Here is a 19334-nt window from a genome sequence, read left to right on the forward strand (position 1 = left end):
TGCCTGCTCAACAGATACCTTTTTTATTATCTTGAAAAATGTGTTCCTACTAAATAATCATAAACCAGATCATTAACACCTGCATTCAAGGCTTCATGCCCATATTCTGGCAGGATATAGTGCTTTTTGTGACAAGTCAAACGATTATATATAGCAAATTGAGTGGACGGGGGGGCAAACCTCATCTTCCATTCCTGTAATAAAAATCAGGGGAGCTGTGATACGATGAGCAAAATTCTTCACATCAATATAAGCTAAGCTTTCTAAAATATCATTTTCTGTCCTATGTAAGGGATCAGAAAACTTAAAATAACGGAAAAGTTCATCGTAAGCCTGACTGTGGTTACCCAATTCTAGAACCCGTTTAAAATCTGACAAAAAGGGATAGATACTTGCTACCTTTTTTATTTTAGGATTTAAAGCAGCTGCAACCAAAGCCAAGGCACCTCCTTGAGAAGCTCCATAAGTGGACAAAGCCTTTTCATCCACCCTATCAAAGCTAGAGACAATTTCAATAAGCTGATAAATAGCTAAATAAATAGATTTATAATAGAGCCTTTCTCTTCCCTCAAGCATTCCTCTGATAACATGGCCTTTTACAGTCATTCCCTTATAATTACCTGCTTCTACAGACTGTCCAGCTTGCCCTGGTAAATCCATAGACACAAGAGCATAACCAGCAGCTAGATAATTCAAACAGGCACTCCAATCAGGACTTTGTCCTTGATAGCCATGAAAATAAAAGATCAGAGGAACTGGTTTTTCTACCTTTGGGAAGAGACATTTAGCAAAAATCTCATGACCTGCTGAAGATTCAAAGCTAAGTGTAAAGGTTTCTACAAAATCAAGACCAGAAGCAACCTTTTTCAACTGATAAGCTGGCTCTTTTTCGAGTTTTTTTAGTTCCTGATTCCAAAAGCTATCAAAATCCTCGGGAACTTCTTGTCTACCTTGATAACTTCTTAATTCTTCTAGTGATAAGGTCTCTATCATGCTTTAACTCCTCTTACTTCCTGTTTTTGCTTAAAGTGATAAAAGGCTCCCATCATTCCTGCATCATTACCATATTTTGCAAAACGAATCGTTAATGGATCATAAAGAGATGAGACAAGATAGGTCTTTAAGGCTAGGGAAATCTTATCAGCTAGGTAGTCTTCTTGGGCCATGATGCCACCTCCCAGTACAATCAAGCTAGGATTGATGATATATGAAATATTTGCTAAGCCCTGAGCTAGATAATCTACCATATTATCAATAGCAGTTTGACAAATCTGGTTCCCATTTTTTGCTTCCGCAAAGATACGTCTACCATTCCACTTATCAAGAGGGTCTCCATAGGCATTTGCAACCTCTTTGACCAGGGCTGTAGTAGAAGCTAAATCCTGAAAAGAGCCATCCTTAAGGTGCATATAGCCGACTTCACAGGCAGAATTCCCAAAACCATGAAAGATTTTTGAATCTATTAAGAAACAACCCCCAATTCCTGTGCCAACTGTCACACACAAGGTAACAGGACTGTGACTAGCATTGCCTGAGATACTTTCTGCTAAGCCTGCACAATTGACATCATTTTCAATTTCACAGGGAATCTTAAAGCTATCCTCAATGGTTTTTTTAAATTGCGTGCCAGCATAATTAGGAATTTGAGGACCTGAGTAAAAAATCTCACCCTTATCTGGATCCACCATGCCCGCAGAGGAAATAGCTACACCTGAAAGAAGAACTTGTTCTTTATAAGTGGCAACCAAATCCATTACCTTCTGAAGAATAGCAGGGCCCCCTTTATAGGCCTGGGTTTCCATCTCATTTTTTTCCACAATCTGACCTTCTTGATTTAGGATACTGTATTTTATGGAGGTGCCACCAATATCAATTGCAAGGTATTTTTCCATATGTTCACCTCTTAGCAATAAACTGGCCTTTAACATTTTCAATCATTGAAGCTGCCTCTTGACAAATGCTTTTATCACTTTCAATCAAAACAGATAGAGGCGAGCGAACTGAACCAATGTCTAGCTTCTCATTAATCCTTAGAACTTCCTTAATAACAGCATACATATGCCCGTGAGCAGAAACCAAAAGCCCAATAATAGCATTAATCTGGTACTGTAATGCTTTAGCTTTTTCTAATTCCTTTTTGGCAATCAAAGCATTTAAATGTAAGAAAAGTTCTGGCATAACACCATAGGTACCACCGATTCCTCCAATAGCTCCCATCAACCTTCCTGCTAAAAATTGTTCATCTGGTCCATTAAAAACTAGATGATCTTCCCCACCAATCGTAGCTAAAGTCTGGATATCTTGCACAGGCATTGATGAATTCTTGACACCTATAACAGCTTCATTTTTTAGCATTTGCCTATAAAGAGTTTCTGTCAATGCTGTTCCTGCAAGTTGAGGAATATTATAGATGATAAAATCTGTCTGTGCTGCCGCTGCAGATATGTCATTCCAATAATTAGCAATAGCGTATTCAGGAAGTCGGAAATAAATGGGTGGAATGGCAGCTATAGCGTCAACACCTAAGGCCTGAGAATGCCTTGCTAGCTCAATACTGTCTTTACTATTATTACATGCCACATGATTAATAATGGTCAGTTTGCCCTTGGCAATTGCCATAACATTTTCAAGAACTTTTTTTCTGTCTTCGACACTCTGATAGATGCACTCCCCAGATGAACCATTAAGGTAAAGGCCCTGCACACCCTTATCAATATAGTGCTGGGTTAAGGCTTGAACCCTTTTTGAACTAATCTCGCCAGCCTCATCATAACAAGCATAGAAAGCTGGGATAATGCCCTTGTATTTACTTAGATTTTTCATGATGATTCCTTTTCCTAACTTTATTTTTTGTAAATAACAAACAAGAGCTAAACTAATCCACCAAAACTTTAAAAACTTGTTTTGTGACCATATTATTTTTACCTATTAGCTTACCTGGTTGATGTTGTTCATTAGGTAAAAGTATCATAAAATAACCTGCTTCTAATGCCAATGTTTGTTGAACATTACAAGTTACCAAGCCATAATCATCTTTTTCCTGATAATCTTGCACTGTATCTTTTGCCTGAAAACCTAGTGTCAAACCTTCTTGTCCCTCCATGACTAAATGGATATCAGCATATTGTTTATGGTATTCAAAAGTATCTGTAAGACTTAAAGCTAATTCATTTTCGCTCACATTTAAGAAGACCTCTTGCTCTGATACCTCGTGTCTCCCTACAGGAAGCCCCTTATTTTTACCTGCTAAAATAAATGCAATAGCCTTATCTAAATTAGGATGAATGTTTTTATAATGTGAAAGATTCTCAATACTATCAAAAATCATAGAACAGCTCCTTTTCTATTCTTGGTTATTTGTTGTCTTTCAAAGCTTTTGAATGCTCTTGTCCTTCTGAAATAGCTTTATTACCTTTTTCAACAAATGCATCTAAAGCCTCTTTTGAACTTTTTTCACCTGTTAGAACAGCTTGAATTTCAGGGAAAAGAGCATTTCTGATTTCAGCATAACCAGTAGTATTATTTGAAAAATTAATAACATTTTTATCGTTATTGATATAGGTTTCAAGTAGGGGGTTATTAGCCTTTTCTTTTGCAACAAGAGATTTTCTAACTGGCATGAAATTCATACTAGCCTTAATGAGTTCTTCATTTTCAGAATAATATTTCACAAAATCTTTTGCTAATGCTAAACGGTCTTTACCATTGGTGTTGAAAACACCTGAACCTAATACATATGTAAAGGATTTTGGCTGATTACTGTTTGGAATATTTGCTAGACGGGCATCAAACTTAGTCAATGTCCCATTTTCCATGCTTTCTAACATGCCTTTATAAAGTACTGCATTGGTAAAACTAATAGCTACTTGTTTATTTTGGAACATAGCATTAACATCATTACTTGATAAAGATTCTGCACCACTAGTTATTATTTTTTTATCATTCAGTTCTTTAATATAGTTCAGAGCTTCAACCCCTTTTTTATCATTGACAGTTAACTTACCATTTTTTCCAAAAAAACTATTTCCAAACATCCTTAGGTACATCATTGTCCATGTATCTGCTTGATTATTTTTGGCATAAAAACCTAATGGTGATATCTTACTGTCACTTGCCTTTAATTTGGTCAAAATAGTTTTAAAGTCATCTACTGACCAGTTGGCAATTTTCTCCTTATCTGACATATAATTTTGTAAGCCTGCTCTTTCAAACATCTCAGCATTATAAACTAACATACCTGGATTTTGAGCAAATGGATAGAAATAAGTTTTTCCATTAATTGATACATTGTCCCAGACAGATTTTGATATATCAGCCTTGTTTTTTTTATCAATAATTGTATCTAATGGTTCTAATAAACCTTGATGTGCATAACTAGATAAGGCAAAGGTAGACTCAAAAAAGATATCTGGTAGGGTCTTAGTTTGAGTAGCAACACTCAATTTACTATCTCTTTCTTCTCCAGGAATAACTTGAACTCTAATTTTTTTACCTGGGTGATCCTTTTCATACATTTGTGCAGCAGTCTTGAAAAAGCTGTCATAGTCTGCACCTGCTTCATTACCAGTATAAGTACCTTTCCATTGTGGTGTCAGCCAAACCTCAATTTGATTTTGATCTTTCTTTTCTTTCACAGCTTCCTTAGAAGAACAAGCACTAAGAGCTATTAAAGGGAGCATTGCGAGGGTTACTAACCGAAGAACTTTCTTTTTCATTTACAAATTCCTTTCTTCATAATAAATTATCTTATTCTTATTCCTTAATAGCACCATTTGTAGCACCTTTTATAAAGAATCTTTGAAATAAGAAGAAGATAAGTATCATAGGGAGTGCTGCAATTGCAGCACCAGCAACTTTTAAACCAATATTTGGATTAATATCTTGTTGAAGACTAGCAACTCCTATCGTTAGCGTTTTCATTTCTTTGCTACGTGCCATTAGTAATTGCCATAAATAATCATTCCAAGCTGTGACAAAATTGAGAATAAATAAAGCTCCTATACCTGGTTTTACAATCGGGAGCATAAGCTTAGAAAAAACTGTCCACTCACTAGCCCCATCTATTTTGGCAGATTCACGAATAGACTCTGGAATAGTTTTAAAATAAGAGTAGAGTAAAAAAGTTCCAAAACCAGTTGCTAGATTAGGAATAATCATAGACTGATAAGTATCTATCCAGTTTAACTTTTCAATAATATCAAATAAAGGAACAATAAAGGTCTCTTTAGGAATCATGATTGACGCAATGATCACTAAAAAAAGTACTGTACGCCCCTTAAAATACAATTTTGAAAATCCATAAGCAGCTAAAGCTGAAATAAAAACACTCAATAGAGCTGTGAAAAATGAAACAATAAAACTATTTAAAACCCATTTTAGAGTTGGCTGACCTGAAAAAAGTTCTCCTAGGTTACCCATATACCATCTTTTAGGTAAAATATCTGGGGGCATGTGATATATTTCTGAAGACGTTTTAAAGGTGTTAGTCACTAACCAAAATAAGGGCAGTAAAAACAAGATAGCTAGAATAAAGACAAGGATATTAGTAACTAAATCAAAGCCTTCCATTCCTTTTATTTTTTTCAACATGTGATTTCTCCTATTATTTTGTATTAATAAATGACCTTAATTGTGGAACGCTTAAGAAAAGAGCGATAATAAACATGAGAACACCAATAGCAGAGGCAACTCCAGTATTGTTATAAACAAAGGCATTTTGATAAAGATAGTACATCATTGTAACAGAGGCATTATTTGGTCCTCCGCCTGTTAATAATTGAATAACAACAAAAATCTTTAAAACAGCAATAATATTAATGACAATTAGATAAGCAGTTGTTGGTCTTACCAAAGGAATAATAATATGCTTGATCCGTTGCCACCTTGTAGCACCATCTAATTGAGCTGCTTCAAAATAGTCTTGTGATATACCAATCATGGTTGCCAGATAAAGGATAATCGCTTGCCCTACATTTCCTATAAAAGTTACAAAGACAATAATAGGCATAACAGTTCTACTATTCCCCAATAAATTAAGATGATGGACACCTACACCCTCAAAGAGATAACTAATTAAACCATTTGAAGGATTTAATAAAAAATTCCAGACAATACTCATTACAACCATTGAAACCATAACAGGTAAATAATAAGACCCCCGTATAAAAGAGACATATTTTGGATTTTTATCATAGACTGTAGTTGCTACAAAAAGGGCAAAAGTAATCGTTAATAAAACAATTGCTACTACAAAAAAGACAGTGTTAATAATTGATTTGATAAAAACAGAATCTTGAAAAAGAAGTTTAAAGTTATCTAGACCTACAAAATAAGAATCCAGTCCATATACTTTATAAAGGCTCATTTTAAAACCTTTGATAACAGGATAAACAATGAAAACCACTAATAGTAGTAGTTGTGGGGCAATAAATAGATAACCAGGATATTGTTTTTTAAGATTTTGAGAAAAAGTAGCTGTTTTTTTCACATTCCATGTCCTCCTCATATTATTTCTTCAAAGCAGATATAAACCGCTCTGCTATTTCTTTTGGTCTGGTTATTGCACCTCCGACAACTATGCCAGCTACGCCTAAATCGTGAATTCTTTTAGCTTCTTTGGGATAATGGATTTTTCCTTCTGCAATTACTGAAATTCCTTCTTGGCACAGCTTGTCTATTAGTTCAGTATCTGGGCCCTTCTCCTGTCTACTGTAAGACGTATATCCAGACAGTGTTGTTCCTACAAAATCAATCCCTGCCTGATAAGCTTCTAATCCTTCTTGGTAGGTACTAATATCTGCCATTAATAATTGCTGAGGGTATTTGTGCTTGATTTGCTGGATGAAATCTTTAATATCTTGGCCATCATGGCGTTCTCTCTTGGTACAATCCAAAGCTATTACAGCTATATCTAGAGCTGCTAATTGATCCACCTCTGTCATTGTCGCTGTAATAAAGGGCTCTTGGGGAGGGTAATCCTTTTTGATAATCCCAATAATAGGTAAGTCGGTAACCTCTTGTATCTCCTTGATATCTCTGACAGAATTCGCCCGAATGCCAACAGCACCTGCTTCTTCTGCTGCTTTTGCCATCAAAGGCATGATACCACCTTGCTCAGTGTAGAGAGGTTCACCTGGTAATGCTTGACAAGAGACGATAATACCACCTTTAATCTGCTCGATAAAGCCTTCCTTAGTCATGTGGTTTGGCATATATTCTGCTCTCCTTTATATGATTCATTGTGAACGTTCATATAGTTATTATATCAATATTTAAAGCGTTTTCAATAATAATTAGACATTTAGAAATTACATTCATATTTAAAGGATTAGAGATAAGATTCTGAATTTATTTTCAGTAAAACTACCTTCACTTAATTATTTCGCTAATACAATAGATTAAAAAAAGCCCCATTAACTGGAGCTGATTACAATTCAATTTATGGAGCACATCACATTTCAATAAGCTTTTAGCTGAATTTAATTAATAAGATTTTCTTCTTTACCAGATAAGAAGGCTGATAAATTATCAAGGGCAATTGCCATCAAATCCTGTCTTGTCTCTAAGGGGCGCCAGGCAATGTGAGGCGTTATAAAACAATTTTTAGCTTTGAGCAAAGGATTATCAGCTGCCATTGGTTCTTTGCTGACAACATCTACACCAGCTGCATAAAGTTTTCCTTCATTTAAAGCTTGTGCAAGGGCGGCTTCATCAATTAAACCACCACGAGCTGTATTTAACAAAATAGCTCCTGCTTTCATTTGCTCTAGGGCCTTTTGGTTAATCATCTTTTCTGTATCACTAGTTTGAGGAAGGTGTAAACTAATAATATCTGATTGCTGATAAAGTTTTTCTAAGGATACTTGTTGAGCCCAATCTGCTTGGGGCCTTTTTTCTCTATGATTCCAATAAATGACATGCATTTTGAAGGCATGTGCAATTTTAGCTGTTGCCTGAGCAATTTCTCCATAACCAATCAAGCCAATTGTTTTTCCACACAATTCCATTAAGGGTGCCTTTTGGTAGGTGAAGTCAGGATTAGTTTGCCATTCTCCTTGATGGACAGACTCATTATGGACTCCAACCTGATTAACAATTTCTAGAAGTAAAGCAAAGGTCAACTGGGCAACTGCATCTGTCGCATAAGCTGGAATATTTGTTACTTTAATAGAAGCTTTTTGGGCTGCTTCAATATCAATCACATTGTAACCTGTTGCCAAAACACCAATATATTTAAGATTTGGAACAGAATCAATAACCTCAGCATCAATTGGCGTTTTGTTGGTCAAAACAACCTCTGCATTGCCAATGCGACTAATGATTGCTTCTTTATCAGTAAATGAGGTACGATCATACACTGTCAGGTCTCCTAGATCTTCAAATCCTTTCCAAGATAAGTCCCCAGAATTAAGAGCATAGCCATCTAGTACTACAATTTTCATTCCTTACTACCTCACTTTCTATTTAAAGGTATTTTATCAATATTTTAGCTAAAAGAAAAGTAAGAACTCAGAATAAAAACAAGGAGGCATTACCTTTACCTAGGCTTAGGAAACTTATTCAAAAAACAAAAAAACTAAGAGTCTCGAGCACTCCCAGTTTTGATTATTGTATACTTGCTAATTAAGCAGATAATACTTTGCGTCCTTTACGACGACGGCTTGCTAGCACGCGACGTCCATTTTTTGTTGACATACGGTGACGGAATCCGTGTTTACGTTGACGACGGATTTTACTTGGTTGATAAGTACGTTTCACAGTGAATACCTCCTCATAGATTTTCGTATTCGTTTAGCCGGCTACTTGTGATATCAGTTACTAAACATACCTTAATATTCTATAATATATAGTGGACCTTGTCAAGATATATTTTTTTAAAGCTTGACTTGGCCTGTTTAGAAACTTCTAAAAATACAGATACTGCTAATCTCATATAGATATAGGGTAGCCTACTTAATGTGAGCTAGATAGAGCTTCATTAGCGTTGTAAGCTAACAACTACATAACGGTTAGGATCATTACCTTCTGAGTAACTTTCAACACCTTCAATGGTTGAGATGGTCTTATGAACGATTTTACGTTCACTATTACTCATAGGATCCATAGTGTAGTTTTCATGACTTTCAAGCACCCGATGAGCGATCTTTTGAGTAAAATCAATTAAGGTTTCTGTTCTATGTTCTACATAATCATGGACATTTAAGGAAACAGAGAAATTCTTAGAATAACGATCATGTAAAAAATTTTGAGCCAATAATTGAAGTGATTTTAAGACCTTACCATGATAGCCTATCACACGACCTGCTTCTTGGGTTTCGATCTGTAGGTTAATCTGACGTCTATTATATGTAATTTCTAAACTAGCCTCAATATCCATCTCATAGATAACCTTAGTAATATAATCAGAAACTTCCTGGGCTGCTCCTTCAATATCTTTACTGAAATCCTCACTAGGAAATTCACTAGCAACAAATTCTTTAAAGCTTTGTTCTTTGTGAGTAAGGGAAGGTCCTTCACTAGTTTTAGGCATTACTTGTTCAAGATTTTCTTTAATTTGTGAAGCCCCTTCTTCTACCTCTGAGCTTATGCTATCTCTTTCAGATCCCACCTCAGTATTTTCAAGAGCTTCATTTTGTTTACTAATAGCAGCTGAACCAGTAGCTTGGGACTGGTTATCTACCTTATTAACAGGCTTTTCACTAATTCCTTCGATATCTACTCGGGCTGGTTTTTTCCCAAAACCTAGAAAGCCTTTTTTCTCTTTTGAAATAACCTTAATATGTGCCTTAAGTCGTGGTAGTTGAAGATCAGCTAATCCTTTTTCAATAGCTTCTTCAACAGTCTTACCTGTATATAATACCATATAACCTTATCTCCCTACTTTTTTTGTTTCATGGCTTTTTTACGAGCTCGTCTTTCACGTTGACGGCGTTCTTTTTCTTCTATTTCTAAACGCTTTCGTTCTGCAATAATTTTAAAAGGATTATTAAGTAACAAGAGTTGAAGTACTTGGAAAGCATTTGAGACAGTCCAATAAAGCACAACCCCACTAGCCAATTTAAATCCCATAAAGAAAATCATTACAGGCATTAAATAAGTCATCATAGTCATGACCATATTTTTTTCTTTAGCTGCTAAATTAGTTAACCAACTTGATAGAAAAGTAAAGAGTGCAGCTAAGACAGGTAGAATAAACAAATGGTCATAATGTGATAATTCAACCCATAAAAAAGTACCTGTCTTTAAGAAAGGAACACGGGTCAAGGCTTGGAATAAAGCAATCATGACTGGCATTTGAACAAGTAGTGGGAATAGACTAGCATAAGGGTTGACACCATATTTCTTATAAAGTGCCTGACTTTCATCTGCTAAAGCCATTCGACTCTCTGTATCCTTACCGGGATATTTTAATTGCAAACTCTTTAGTTCAGGTTGTAAATCCTGCATTTTTTGGCTTGATTTAATTTGCATATTAAAAAGCGGCATCAGTAATATACGAATAAGAAGAGTAAAAAGGATGATGCCTACTCCAACAGAACTATTAAAGGATAACCACTCAATTGATTTGGCAAAAAAATAAACCAATTGGTCCCATCCATTTGTAGAACTTGCCTTTACTTCTCCACGTCCACAGGCAGCTAAGAATAATACCAAGGGTAGTAAGCTTGCTACTTTAATTTTCTTTTTCAATTTCAAAACCTTCCTCAAGTAAGTTTGCTAATCTCAAGACATGTTGTAAGTTTCGTCTGAGATCCTTATAATCTAAAGTTTCTACACCTTTACGAGCAATAACCACAAAATCATCTTTTTTTAGATGATCTGAAAGCTCCATTATCACGTGTCTTATCTTGCGTTTCACAGCATTTCTGATTACAGCATTCCCTAGTTTTTTGCCTACAGAAATGCCCACTCGAAAGTGATCTTGTTCTTTATCTAAAAAATAAATGACAAATTTGCGATTAGCCTTACTTTCTCCACCATCAAAAATGGCTTGAAAATCTTTCTCACGCTTGACACGATAGGATTTCTTCAAAATTTTACTCCAACTATCTAAATTATTACTATTATACCATAAAATTTTAAAAAGCCTCAAGCCCGCTAAATGACTTCATTTCCTAAAACGTTTAAAAACAATCATCATCTCTAGAATAAACAAAAAAGCCCAGAAAAACTGAGCTTTCGACTAATAAGATTATTAGTCAAGTATCCAAACAAAGACAACTAACTTTATTCCTACACATCACGTAGCATTTCAACAATACTATTTGTTAGTGGAGAGAGAGAAAGAAAATAATATCTAATTGAATAGGGGATTAGCTACTTGAAAATTTGCAGGAACAAATGAAGTCTTGATTGATGTAAACTATTATACCTAAAATTTATTATTAAGGTCACTTTTTTCCTGAAATGTTACATATTCATCCTAAAATGTTCAAAATTTTAGGAATAATGTAATAGTTCCCAATTTTCAATCAAGGCTTTCATTTTTAAACGAGAAACCAAGCAAGAATCTCCATTTCCAAAACAAACAAGCCGATTAGTTTTATCAATCCTCACAACATTGCCCAAATTGATAAGAAAAGACCTATGGCATTGAAACAACTGGGGAGCAACAGCTTGGATTTCTGCGAGATTGCCATAAAACTCTAAACGTTCTGTCTGTGTCCACAAGCAAACCTTATGAGGAGTTGTTGATGTAGCAAAATACAAGATATCTTTAAAAGGCAAACGCAAGCGAGCTTGTGGCGTTTCAAATAAAAATAATTCCTGAGTTTCTTTATGAGACATCATCTTTTGAGTATAGATAATACATTCTTCAATTTGTTCTTTGAATTGGTGATGATCTACAGCCTTATCAATAAAGTCTAAAGCAGATACCTTATATTTAAATGAAATAGGAGCAAATTCAGAATGAGTAGTGACAAAAACAATGACTGCATTAGGATCCATCTGTCTAATCTCAGTAGCAAGCTCAAGTCCTTTTCTACTTTCATTTTTGATTTCAATATCAAGGAAAAATAGTTGATGCTCTCCTCTTTCTTCAATACTATCTAATAATTTTTGAGGACTAGCAAAGACCTCTAAGAGATTATGATTTATTCTTTTTTCTTCTAGTATCTCCTCAACAACTGATTCTATACGATTTTGTTGGATAAAATCATCTTCAAGAATAAAAATATTCATCTGGTTTCCTCATCTCTATTATTTGTCGCAACCTATAATGATCACTCCTAGTAGATAAGATGACATTGGGATAAGCTTTTAATCTTTCCAAAATATCATTTGTTTGCTCTTCTTTTTTATAGTCCATATCAAACTGACTCTGACAAAAAAATCTAGCCATATCAATACGTTTTAACTGACTACTATTTTCAATAATAAAAAATTGTTTGTGATCCTGGTTAAAGTAAGCAATGGATAAAAAAGCCCCTCGGCTTTCTTTGGCTGCCTCAATAGCATTATCAAGTAAGCTTCTTAAAATAGCCATGAAATCTAATAATTCAATGGTCCCCTGCTCAACAGATTCTGGAATCTCGACATAAACCTCAATTCCCATTTGCTGCGCTTCTAATAATTTGGCATTGAGTAGACTTCGGATAGCTGACTCTTTAATATTAGCAAGAGAACTATAGCCTGAGCTAAGCCGTGTCATACTGCTAGCTGAAGCTCTGATGACATTATAGTAAACTTTAGAAATAAGATCTATTTCCCCCTGGTCTACACTATCTTTTAGACTAATTAGAATATTTTCCGAGTCATGCTTTACAGTTCTAATTTCTCGATAGAGCTGTTCAATGTAATTATTATAACGCTTAATGCTATCAATTCGCTCCTTTTGAGCCCTGTCTAATTGCAATTGAAGCTGGTCCTTAGCATGCCTATCTAATTTCACAAAAAGCCAAGCTATAATAAAGAGATAGGTAGCCACAAACAAGCTACGATACTGCCAGAAATAGCGCGTCAAAAAACTATTAAAATTTACAATATAATGTAAGAGTATATAGTAAAAGACCATGGCACAGTTAACTCGAATCAGCCATTTTCTAAGTTGTTTTTGATTAATAAACTTGATTAGGGTAATATTCATGTCAAAAAAATAACTAAATGAACTAAAGATAGGAATAACCAATAAATAAAGAGAGGTTAAAAGAGTCATGTTATTATCTATCTCCTGAAATGTTAATTCTAGTATAGTAGCCAGAACGAAACTTTCAACTGTACGGGAAATAAGTTCCACAGTCATTACTGGGAAAAACCCATAGAAAATATGTTCTGACAGTTTCTTTTCTGGAGATAATAAAAAACTAATCAGAATAAAAAAGAGAGAATCAAGAGTGGCGTAATCATCAACGAGAATATTAACTACAATAAACAGCCCGCAAAAAAGAAAAAATTTCCCCCAACTTAAAAGTTTTCCCGTGCTTCTATAAAAAATAAAATAACTATCACAAAAAACAACAAAATAAAAAATGATTAATTGGGAAATCAAGAACATTGGTCCACCATCTCCTTTGCTTTAGAAATAATTAAGGTCTGCGTAAATGTAAAATCACAACTTTTTGTCAGTAAATTAAGCTGGGGATACTTTTCTAAAATATCTTTAACATGTGATAAGCCAATTCCCCTACCAAAACCTTTTGATGAAAACCCTTCCTCAAACAGACTCGCAAGATCAATACTTTCTTCTAACGTAGAGTTTGATATGACAAGCATCTGCCTTTTTTCGTGTAAAAAATAAGCTACTGACATTTTTTTAGCATTGCTTTGCAAACTAGCCTCAATGGCATTATCACAAAAGATAGATAGCAAGAGTAAAAAATCTAAGACTGGTATATAGCTTTCATTAATAGTATCTGGGACCTCTACTGATACCTGCAAGCCTGCTTTTTCAGCCTCAATAATTTTAGCAGAAAGAAGACTCTTTAAAGAAGACATCTTAAGCTTAGCTAACTTAGAAATATTATAATGCTTATGGTCCCAGTAAACTTGAGCATCCTTAACACTATTTGCATATATTTCTTGAATTTTCTGAATATTATTATCTTGGATAGCCTCCTCAAGCTGATTCAAGCAGTCCATATAACTGATCTGAAAACTTTTCACATCACAGTAAAGTTTTTCTAAATGTTTACCATAATTTTCTAAATTGGTAATATAGCTTTCTTGTTCATTTCTTATTCTAGCCTCTAGGCATTCCTTGGACTTTTTATTAAAATAAGCAATCAAATAAAAGAGTAAGACGGTAAAAAAGAAAAAGTTGAGTTTGTGGAGTTCGGTGCTAGCATTTGGGTACCTATAGGGTAAAAAGAGGTCATAAAAACCATGAATCATAAAAATATTCAGATAATAGGATAGGATAAATACAAAACTCGTAACAACAAAGTAGTAACTGCAAGTAAACCTATTATTGTTTATAATTTTTTGATACTCACTGCCTACAAATAAATTAATAACGATAAAGGCCGGAAAAAGTAAGAGATAAGAAAAGAGATTAATCCAAATACATTTTACTGTTAACTTATTTATTATTAGTAAATGAGGAATAACAATCATACTAATAAAGCGAGATAACAAGTCCACAAATAGAACTGGTGCCAATATTAAAAAGACAGTTCTAAGAGAAAATGACACCTTTCTTTCACTTAAGTAGACTCCTAATAAAAGAAAAGGATCTAACATTAAGGGACAAAGGACACCAAATTGTTTACAAAATACGGCTATAGAAATAATAAGGGCTTTCTTCCAAAAAGCTAACTGAAGCCCTGATAGGAAGGAAAAGACCGTTATTTCTGCTATGTAATAAACAATAATTGTTAGTAAAACACCAATGTAGTCAAACAGATACATCTAGCTTCCTTTCTCATACATTTTAATAATAACTTTAAGCAAAATACTTATATTTCACCTTTTGGTTAAATGCTTCCTATTTAATAGGCATTCTTAGGTGTTGTTTAAGAAGATAAGAGTCACTCTTAGTAGATAAGATGAAGTAAGGATACTGATCTAATATTTTTTTGACATTAGTTAAACCAATACCACGCGCCTGATTTACTCCCTTTTTAGTTGAATAATTTTCCTCAAAAATATGGGATATGCTTATCTGTTTTTCAAGAGTACTATTTTCAATAATCAAGACTAACTGCTCCTCCAGATAAAACAAAGCTATACTAAGCCTCTTTTCTTGGCTTTCTTTAGCAGCTTCAATGGCATTATCACAGAAAACAGATAGAATAACAATAAAGTCCAGAATTTTTAGAGGGATGTCTGAGATAATATCTGGTATTTCAATATCGACCTTTATACCTTCTTTTCTAGCCTCAAAAAGTTTTGCTGCTAAGAAACTCTTGACCGTGGCTACTTTTATATTGACTAGCCTATCCAAACTATATTTATTATTTTTGAAAGGATTATTTTCTCTGGGAAATAGCTTTTCAAAGTCTTGATTTATCTGATTAATATCATGACTTTCAATACTTTCTTCTAATTTATCCAAGGAATGGCTCAGATGATTTTTGAACTGTCCCAGTTCACGATAAAGTGATTCTAAATAATAATTATAATCCAAAAGATGATGGAAATAGTTCTTTCTTTCCTCATATATTTTTTGATAAACTGTTTCGATGGAAACCTTATTGAGATGATGAAGATTCCAGGTAAAAAGAATAAGATAAAAAAAGAGAATATCATATCTTAATCTGGTTGAAATGTAGTTAATCTGAGGAAAGTTAGCTTGGATAAAAAGCGAGGATTGAACAAGAAAGTAAAAAATAATCATATTGATGGTTAATTGACTAAAAAGCTTTGAAGCTGCCTTATCATTAGTCTTTCTAATAGCAGTGTAGTCAATATGAAGCAGATAATGAAAGATGAGACAAAATGGAATAACCATGATATAAGATAGCCAATTAGGACTATTGTGCAGTAGGTTTGCTTGATTAGAATGATTAAATAAAGTAGGAATAATAACATAGCCAATAATTTGTAAACTCAAATCAGTAGTTGTAGCTACATAAAAACCATAGTAAAGATGCTTAATAAAAGGTAAGTTCTTTTGTGTTAAATAACTAAATAAAAACATGTATAAAGGGGTAATCGTAAGAGAATGAAGCTCACTCACTGTAGCTGGAGGAATCACAAGTAAACCAAAAATCAGGATTTTCCAAAATGCTTCTGTCTTACCCATAATAAAAGCAAAGAAGAACATATTATTTAAATAAACAGTAGTGCATAAAAGCATATATAAAAAAACCAACATCCGAATCAACTACCTCTAACTTGATTTTCTTCATAAACAATTGTAACTTTCTGAGTAAAGTGCTTATCCTCAATTGCATTGGTATAAGTATAATTAGTATATTTTTTCATGTAGTCATCAATAATATAATGCGTTCTATCAATAATTTCTAAAATCGTACTAGAATTTTTTTCACTTTCTTGATCTAAGGAACTACTACATAAAAATTGAAAAGTATTAGCATCAATCTTATTAAAAACAATAGCCAAATAAGGCGACAAGCATCTCTCAGCACGAGCAATAGCATAATCAATAATGGTTGAAATAAAAACGAGCATATCTAGACTCTCTACCTCATCACTTTTAAGTGGGCCAATAATATGGGTTGAAATTTTAAAGCCCTTTTGTTTTGCTTCTGTAAGCTTTAGGGCAATAAGGGTTTTAAGAGGAGCTGACTCAATAGTTAGATAGCGTTCTAAGTCTAAATCTGACATTTCTGCTTGTGTTTTTTCTAAGAGAATCTTAATTTCATGACGAACAAGCTCCATGGTCTCAAAATTTCCTGTTTCTATACTTCCTGCTAGACTAATCATAAAATTCTCATAGTCATGCTTAAAACAACGCATCCTTTGATAGAGGTATTCCGTCTGTTGGTTACAGCTCTCCAAAAGGACGATATGAGCTCTTTGCTCTGCTTCAATCTGCCTTCTTCCCTGTTTTTTGGTATAGTTAGACAAAAAAGAAGCAAGGTACATAAAGATAAGAAAATAAACAATCACAATTAACCTTCGTATCCAAATCAAGGAGTCATCTCTTGCATTAATAAAGGGGATGGTTAAGGTATACGTTATTAAAATTAAGTCTGTAGTTATTAAAAAATGACTTATCTTCCTAGAATAAAGCCCCAAGAAAGAAAAGGATTGAATAGAAAATACCTTCTTAATAAAATGGAAAAAGGGAATTGTCATAATGACTGAGACAATCTCATAAATTGGGTGGCTAACAATAGCAATTTCTGACTGATTAACAAACAAAGGAATAATAAAAAAGAGGATGACTTTTGAAAAAATATTTAAAATAATAATGGGGAAAAAAGAAAAATAAAGGTGATAAATCATCTTTAAATTTCTATAAAAATAATAATGATAGATAAACATACTCCCAATAATAGAAAATAATAGAGGCAGTTTCCATAAAAGTATCATAAGCAGGGTCAGGGTACTAAGAAGGGGTGCCCAAAACCAGTCTATCTTCTCCTTGCGATTAATAAAAAAGAGAGCCCAACCAATGATTAATTTTGTAGCTATGAGTAAAGCCTGTATGTCTTCGCTTTTCACATTTTAACCTCCTTTTTTAATATAATTATAATACTATATCGTGAAAAATAAGACAATGGGAATATTAAAAGAGACTCCCTTAATTCTAAGAGAGTCTGCTTTTTAAAGCATATTTGAGATATGTTCAATAGATTTTTCACGGCCCAATAAGTAAATCGTATTAGGTAAATCTGGCCCGTGCATTTCTCCTGACACAGCAATCCGAATTGGCATAAAGAGGTTTTTACCTTTAATACCCGTTTCTTTTTGGACAGCCTTAATTTGTGGGAAAATATTTTCTGGTTGGAAATCTTGATCAGACATTGCTTCTAGTTTTTCCTTAAATGCCTTTAAGACTGTGGCAACCGTTTCTCCTACCATAATTTCTTTTTCTGCATCATTTAGTTCTGGAAAATCACTGAAGAATAAGTCTGTTAAAGGAAGAATTTCATCTGCTGCTGTTAGTTGTGGTTGATACAATTCAACCAACTTTTCAGCCTTCTCAGTCAGACGTCCGGCAGCTTCTAAAAATGGTTTACAAAGAGCAAAAACAGTCGCAAAATCTGTACGTTTCAGATAATCATTACTCATCCAATCCATTTTCTTCTGGTCAAAAGCTGCTGGTGACTTGCTAAGACGATTTTCATCAAAAAGTGCTATCAATTCTTGACGGGAGAATATTTCATTCTCACCACCAGGATTCCAACCTAAAAGTGCAATAAAGTTAAAGACTGCTTCTGGAAGGTAGCCCTTTTTACGGTAATCTTCAATAAATTGAAGGGTATTGGTATCGCGTTTAGATAACTTCTTACCTGTTTCTGAGTTAATAATTAGGGTCATATGCCCAAATTCTGGTGCTTGCCAACCTAGAGCCTCATAAATCATGAGCTGTTTAGGGGTATTAGCAATATGGTCGTCCCCACGAATAACATGGGAAATTTCCATATCATGATCATCAATAACAACAGCAAAATTATAGGTAGGATAGCCATCTTTTTTCTGGATGACCCAGTCCCCACCTATGTTGCCACCTTCAAAGCTAATATCCCCCTTAACCATATCATGCCAAGTGTAAATACCAGCTTCATTAACAGCTAAGCGAACTGTTGGAATAATCCCTGCCGCTTCCCGTTCAGCAATGTAAGCTGCTTTTTCTTCCTCTGACATACCAAGGAATTCATTAATGTAACGAGGTGTTTCACCAGCTACTTCTTGACGTTCCCGTTCTGCTGCTAATTCCTCTTCTGTCACATAAGATTTATAGGCTTTTCCTTCTGCTAACAGCTGATCGATGTATTTTTGATAGATGTCTAATCGTTCTGATTGACGATAGTTAGCATGGGTTTCAGGACTTTCATCCCAGTCTATTCCCAACCATTTCAAATTTTCAAGTTGCGAACGTTCACCATCTTCTACATGACGTTTACGGTCTGTATCTTCAATACGGATAATAAATTCCCCACCATGATGACGAGCATAGAGGTAATTAAAAAGGGCAGTACGAGCATTCCCGATATGTAAGAGCCCAGTTGGACTTGGGGCGTAGCGAACACGAATTGGTTTTGTCATTCTTATTCTCCTATTCTTAGTGTAAAACAAGTTTCTTTATCTAAAAACAAGCAACAAATAAGGATTTGAGCTTGTTTTACTTAGTAAAAATTGTTTTTTCTAAATCAAATGATTACAATCATTTCTATTATAGCATATTAGAGCTCATTGAGTGAAGTAAATCATAGGCTTATTCGTAGAGAATTGACCTGAAATCCTTAACTAGTCTATGACAA

18 protein-coding genes and 1 pseudogene are annotated in these 19334 nt (G+C 34.2%); all 19 read right to left on the bottom strand.

Translation table 11 applies throughout. The annotated features are described in order from the left end of the window. Positions 1 to 26 precede the first annotated feature (26 nt). Positions 27 to 993 (bottom strand): annotated as a pseudogene (locus A3GU_RS09565) (acetylxylan esterase). Next, on the bottom strand, positions 990 to 1892 hold the full coding sequence (locus tag A3GU_RS0104360; RefSeq protein ID WP_018366327.1) for an ROK family protein: 903 nt from the start codon (positions 1890 to 1892) through the stop codon (positions 990 to 992). Before A3GU_RS0104360 ends, A3GU_RS09565 begins: the two are co-directional and overlap by 4 nt. A gap of 4 nt (positions 1893 to 1896) precedes the next feature. Further along, a complete protein-coding gene (locus tag A3GU_RS0104365; RefSeq protein ID WP_018366328.1) occupies positions 1897 to 2823 on the bottom strand; it encodes a dihydrodipicolinate synthase family protein in 927 nt (308 codons plus the stop codon). A 52-nt stretch (positions 2824 to 2875) separates the two neighbouring features. Beyond that, positions 2876 to 3328 carry a NanQ anomerase/TabA/YiaL family protein gene (locus tag A3GU_RS0104370; RefSeq protein WP_018366329.1) on the bottom strand — a complete coding sequence of 151 codons (453 nt, stop codon included), beginning with the start codon at positions 3326 to 3328 and terminating at the stop codon, positions 2876 to 2878. Between the two features lie 25 nt (positions 3329 to 3353). Further along, positions 3354 to 4715: an ABC transporter substrate-binding protein gene (locus A3GU_RS0104375; protein WP_018366330.1), complete on the bottom strand. Its 1362-nt coding sequence runs from the start codon at positions 4713 to 4715 to the stop codon at positions 3354 to 3356. A 37-nt stretch (positions 4716 to 4752) separates the two neighbouring features. After that, positions 4753 to 5589 (bottom strand): carbohydrate ABC transporter permease, encoded by an 837-nt coding sequence (locus A3GU_RS0104380; RefSeq protein WP_018366331.1) that lies wholly within the window; start codon positions 5587 to 5589, stop codon positions 4753 to 4755. Positions 5590 to 5602: 13 nt separating this feature from the next. Continuing rightward, positions 5603 to 6487, bottom strand: coding sequence for a carbohydrate ABC transporter permease (locus A3GU_RS0104385; RefSeq protein WP_018366332.1), 885 nt, complete (start codon positions 6485 to 6487; stop codon positions 5603 to 5605). Positions 6488 to 6506: 19 nt separating this feature from the next. Next, complete coding sequence (locus A3GU_RS0104390; protein WP_018366333.1) at positions 6507 to 7211, bottom strand: N-acetylmannosamine-6-phosphate 2-epimerase; 705 nt, start codon at positions 7209 to 7211, stop codon at positions 6507 to 6509. Positions 7212 to 7478: 267 nt separating this feature from the next. Further along, positions 7479 to 8441 carry a D-2-hydroxyacid dehydrogenase gene (locus tag A3GU_RS0104395; protein ID WP_018366334.1) on the bottom strand — a complete coding sequence of 321 codons (963 nt, stop codon included), beginning with the start codon at positions 8439 to 8441 and terminating at the stop codon, positions 7479 to 7481. A 181-nt stretch (positions 8442 to 8622) separates the two neighbouring features. Continuing rightward, a complete protein-coding gene (gene rpmH / locus A3GU_RS0104400) occupies positions 8623 to 8757 on the bottom strand; it encodes a 50S ribosomal protein L34 (protein WP_000831903.1) in 135 nt (44 codons plus the stop codon). A 220-nt stretch (positions 8758 to 8977) separates the two neighbouring features. After that, a complete protein-coding gene (gene jag / locus A3GU_RS0104405) occupies positions 8978 to 9862 on the bottom strand; it encodes an RNA-binding cell elongation regulator Jag/EloR (RefSeq protein ID WP_018366335.1) in 885 nt (294 codons plus the stop codon). A gap of 14 nt (positions 9863 to 9876) precedes the next feature. Then, on the bottom strand, positions 9877 to 10707 hold the full coding sequence (locus A3GU_RS0104410; RefSeq protein WP_026216443.1) for a YidC/Oxa1 family membrane protein insertase: 831 nt from the start codon (positions 10705 to 10707) through the stop codon (positions 9877 to 9879). Then, entirely contained in the window at positions 10673 to 11032 is a 360-nt protein-coding gene (gene rnpA / locus A3GU_RS0104415; RefSeq protein WP_018366337.1) for a ribonuclease P protein component, read from the bottom strand. The genes A3GU_RS0104410 and rnpA overlap by 35 nt, the downstream gene beginning before the upstream one ends. A gap of 407 nt (positions 11033 to 11439) precedes the next feature. Continuing rightward, positions 11440 to 12183 carry a response regulator transcription factor gene (locus tag A3GU_RS0104420; protein WP_018366338.1) on the bottom strand — a complete coding sequence of 248 codons (744 nt, stop codon included), beginning with the start codon at positions 12181 to 12183 and terminating at the stop codon, positions 11440 to 11442. After that, a complete protein-coding gene (locus tag A3GU_RS0104425) occupies positions 12164 to 13156 on the bottom strand; it encodes a sensor histidine kinase (protein WP_245537476.1) in 993 nt (330 codons plus the stop codon). Before A3GU_RS0104425 ends, A3GU_RS0104420 begins: the two co-directional genes overlap by 20 nt. Positions 13157 to 13485: 329 nt before the next feature. Further along, positions 13486 to 14847 (bottom strand): GHKL domain-containing protein, encoded by a 1362-nt coding sequence (locus A3GU_RS0104430; protein ID WP_018366340.1) that lies wholly within the window; start codon positions 14845 to 14847, stop codon positions 13486 to 13488. Between the two features lie 76 nt (positions 14848 to 14923). Beyond that, positions 14924 to 16255, bottom strand: coding sequence for a GHKL domain-containing protein (locus A3GU_RS09570; RefSeq protein ID WP_018366341.1), 1332 nt, complete (start codon positions 16253 to 16255; stop codon positions 14924 to 14926). A gap of 5 nt (positions 16256 to 16260) precedes the next feature. Next, positions 16261 to 17571: a hypothetical protein gene (locus A3GU_RS0104440; RefSeq protein ID WP_018366342.1), complete on the bottom strand. Its 1311-nt coding sequence runs from the start codon at positions 17569 to 17571 to the stop codon at positions 16261 to 16263. Positions 17572 to 17673: 102 nt separating this feature from the next. Continuing rightward, positions 17674 to 19119, bottom strand: coding sequence for a glutamate--tRNA ligase (gene gltX / locus A3GU_RS0104445; RefSeq protein WP_018366343.1), 1446 nt, complete (start codon positions 19117 to 19119; stop codon positions 17674 to 17676). Positions 19120 to 19334: the final 215 nt, after the last annotated feature.

The organism is Streptococcus didelphis DSM 15616 (assembly GCF_000380005.1).
Taxonomy (GTDB): Bacteria; Bacillota; Bacilli; order Lactobacillales; family Streptococcaceae; genus Streptococcus; species Streptococcus didelphis.

Bases quoted from the DNA above. Each gene is read 5' to 3' on its own strand.
- gltX (WP_018366343.1), bottom strand. From the start codon at position 19,119: ATGACAAAACCAATTCGTGTTCGCTACGCCCCAAGTCCAACTGGGCTC.
- A3GU_RS09570 (WP_018366341.1), bottom strand. From the start codon at position 16,255: ATGTTGGTTTTTTTATATATGCTTTTATGCACTACTGTTTATTTAAAT.
- A3GU_RS0104390 (WP_018366333.1), bottom strand. From the start codon at position 7,211: ATGCCAAACCACATGACTAAGGAAGGCTTTATCGAGCAGATTAAAGGT.
- A3GU_RS0104425 (WP_245537476.1), bottom strand. From the start codon at position 13,156: ATGACTCTTTTAACCTCTCTTTATTTATTGGTTATTCCTATCTTTAGT.
- A3GU_RS0104360 (WP_018366327.1), bottom strand. From the start codon at position 1,892: ATGGAAAAATACCTTGCAATTGATATTGGTGGCACCTCCATAAAATAC.
- A3GU_RS0104380 (WP_018366331.1), bottom strand. From the start codon at position 5,589: ATGTTGAAAAAAATAAAAGGAATGGAAGGCTTTGATTTAGTTACTAAT.
- A3GU_RS0104395 (WP_018366334.1), bottom strand. From the start codon at position 8,441: ATGAAAATTGTAGTACTAGATGGCTATGCTCTTAATTCTGGGGACTTA.
- A3GU_RS0104365 (WP_018366328.1), bottom strand. From the start codon at position 2,823: ATGAAAAATCTAAGTAAATACAAGGGCATTATCCCAGCTTTCTATGCT.
- A3GU_RS0104375 (WP_018366330.1), bottom strand. From the start codon at position 4,715: ATGAAAAAGAAAGTTCTTCGGTTAGTAACCCTCGCAATGCTCCCTTTA.
- jag (WP_018366335.1), bottom strand. From the start codon at position 9,862: ATGGTATTATATACAGGTAAGACTGTTGAAGAAGCTATTGAAAAAGGA.
- A3GU_RS0104430 (WP_018366340.1), bottom strand. From the start codon at position 14,847: ATGTATCTGTTTGACTACATTGGTGTTTTACTAACAATTATTGTTTAT.
- A3GU_RS0104370 (WP_018366329.1), bottom strand. From the start codon at position 3,328: ATGATTTTTGATAGTATTGAGAATCTTTCACATTATAAAAACATTCAT.
- A3GU_RS0104420 (WP_018366338.1), bottom strand. From the start codon at position 12,183: ATGAATATTTTTATTCTTGAAGATGATTTTATCCAACAAAATCGTATA.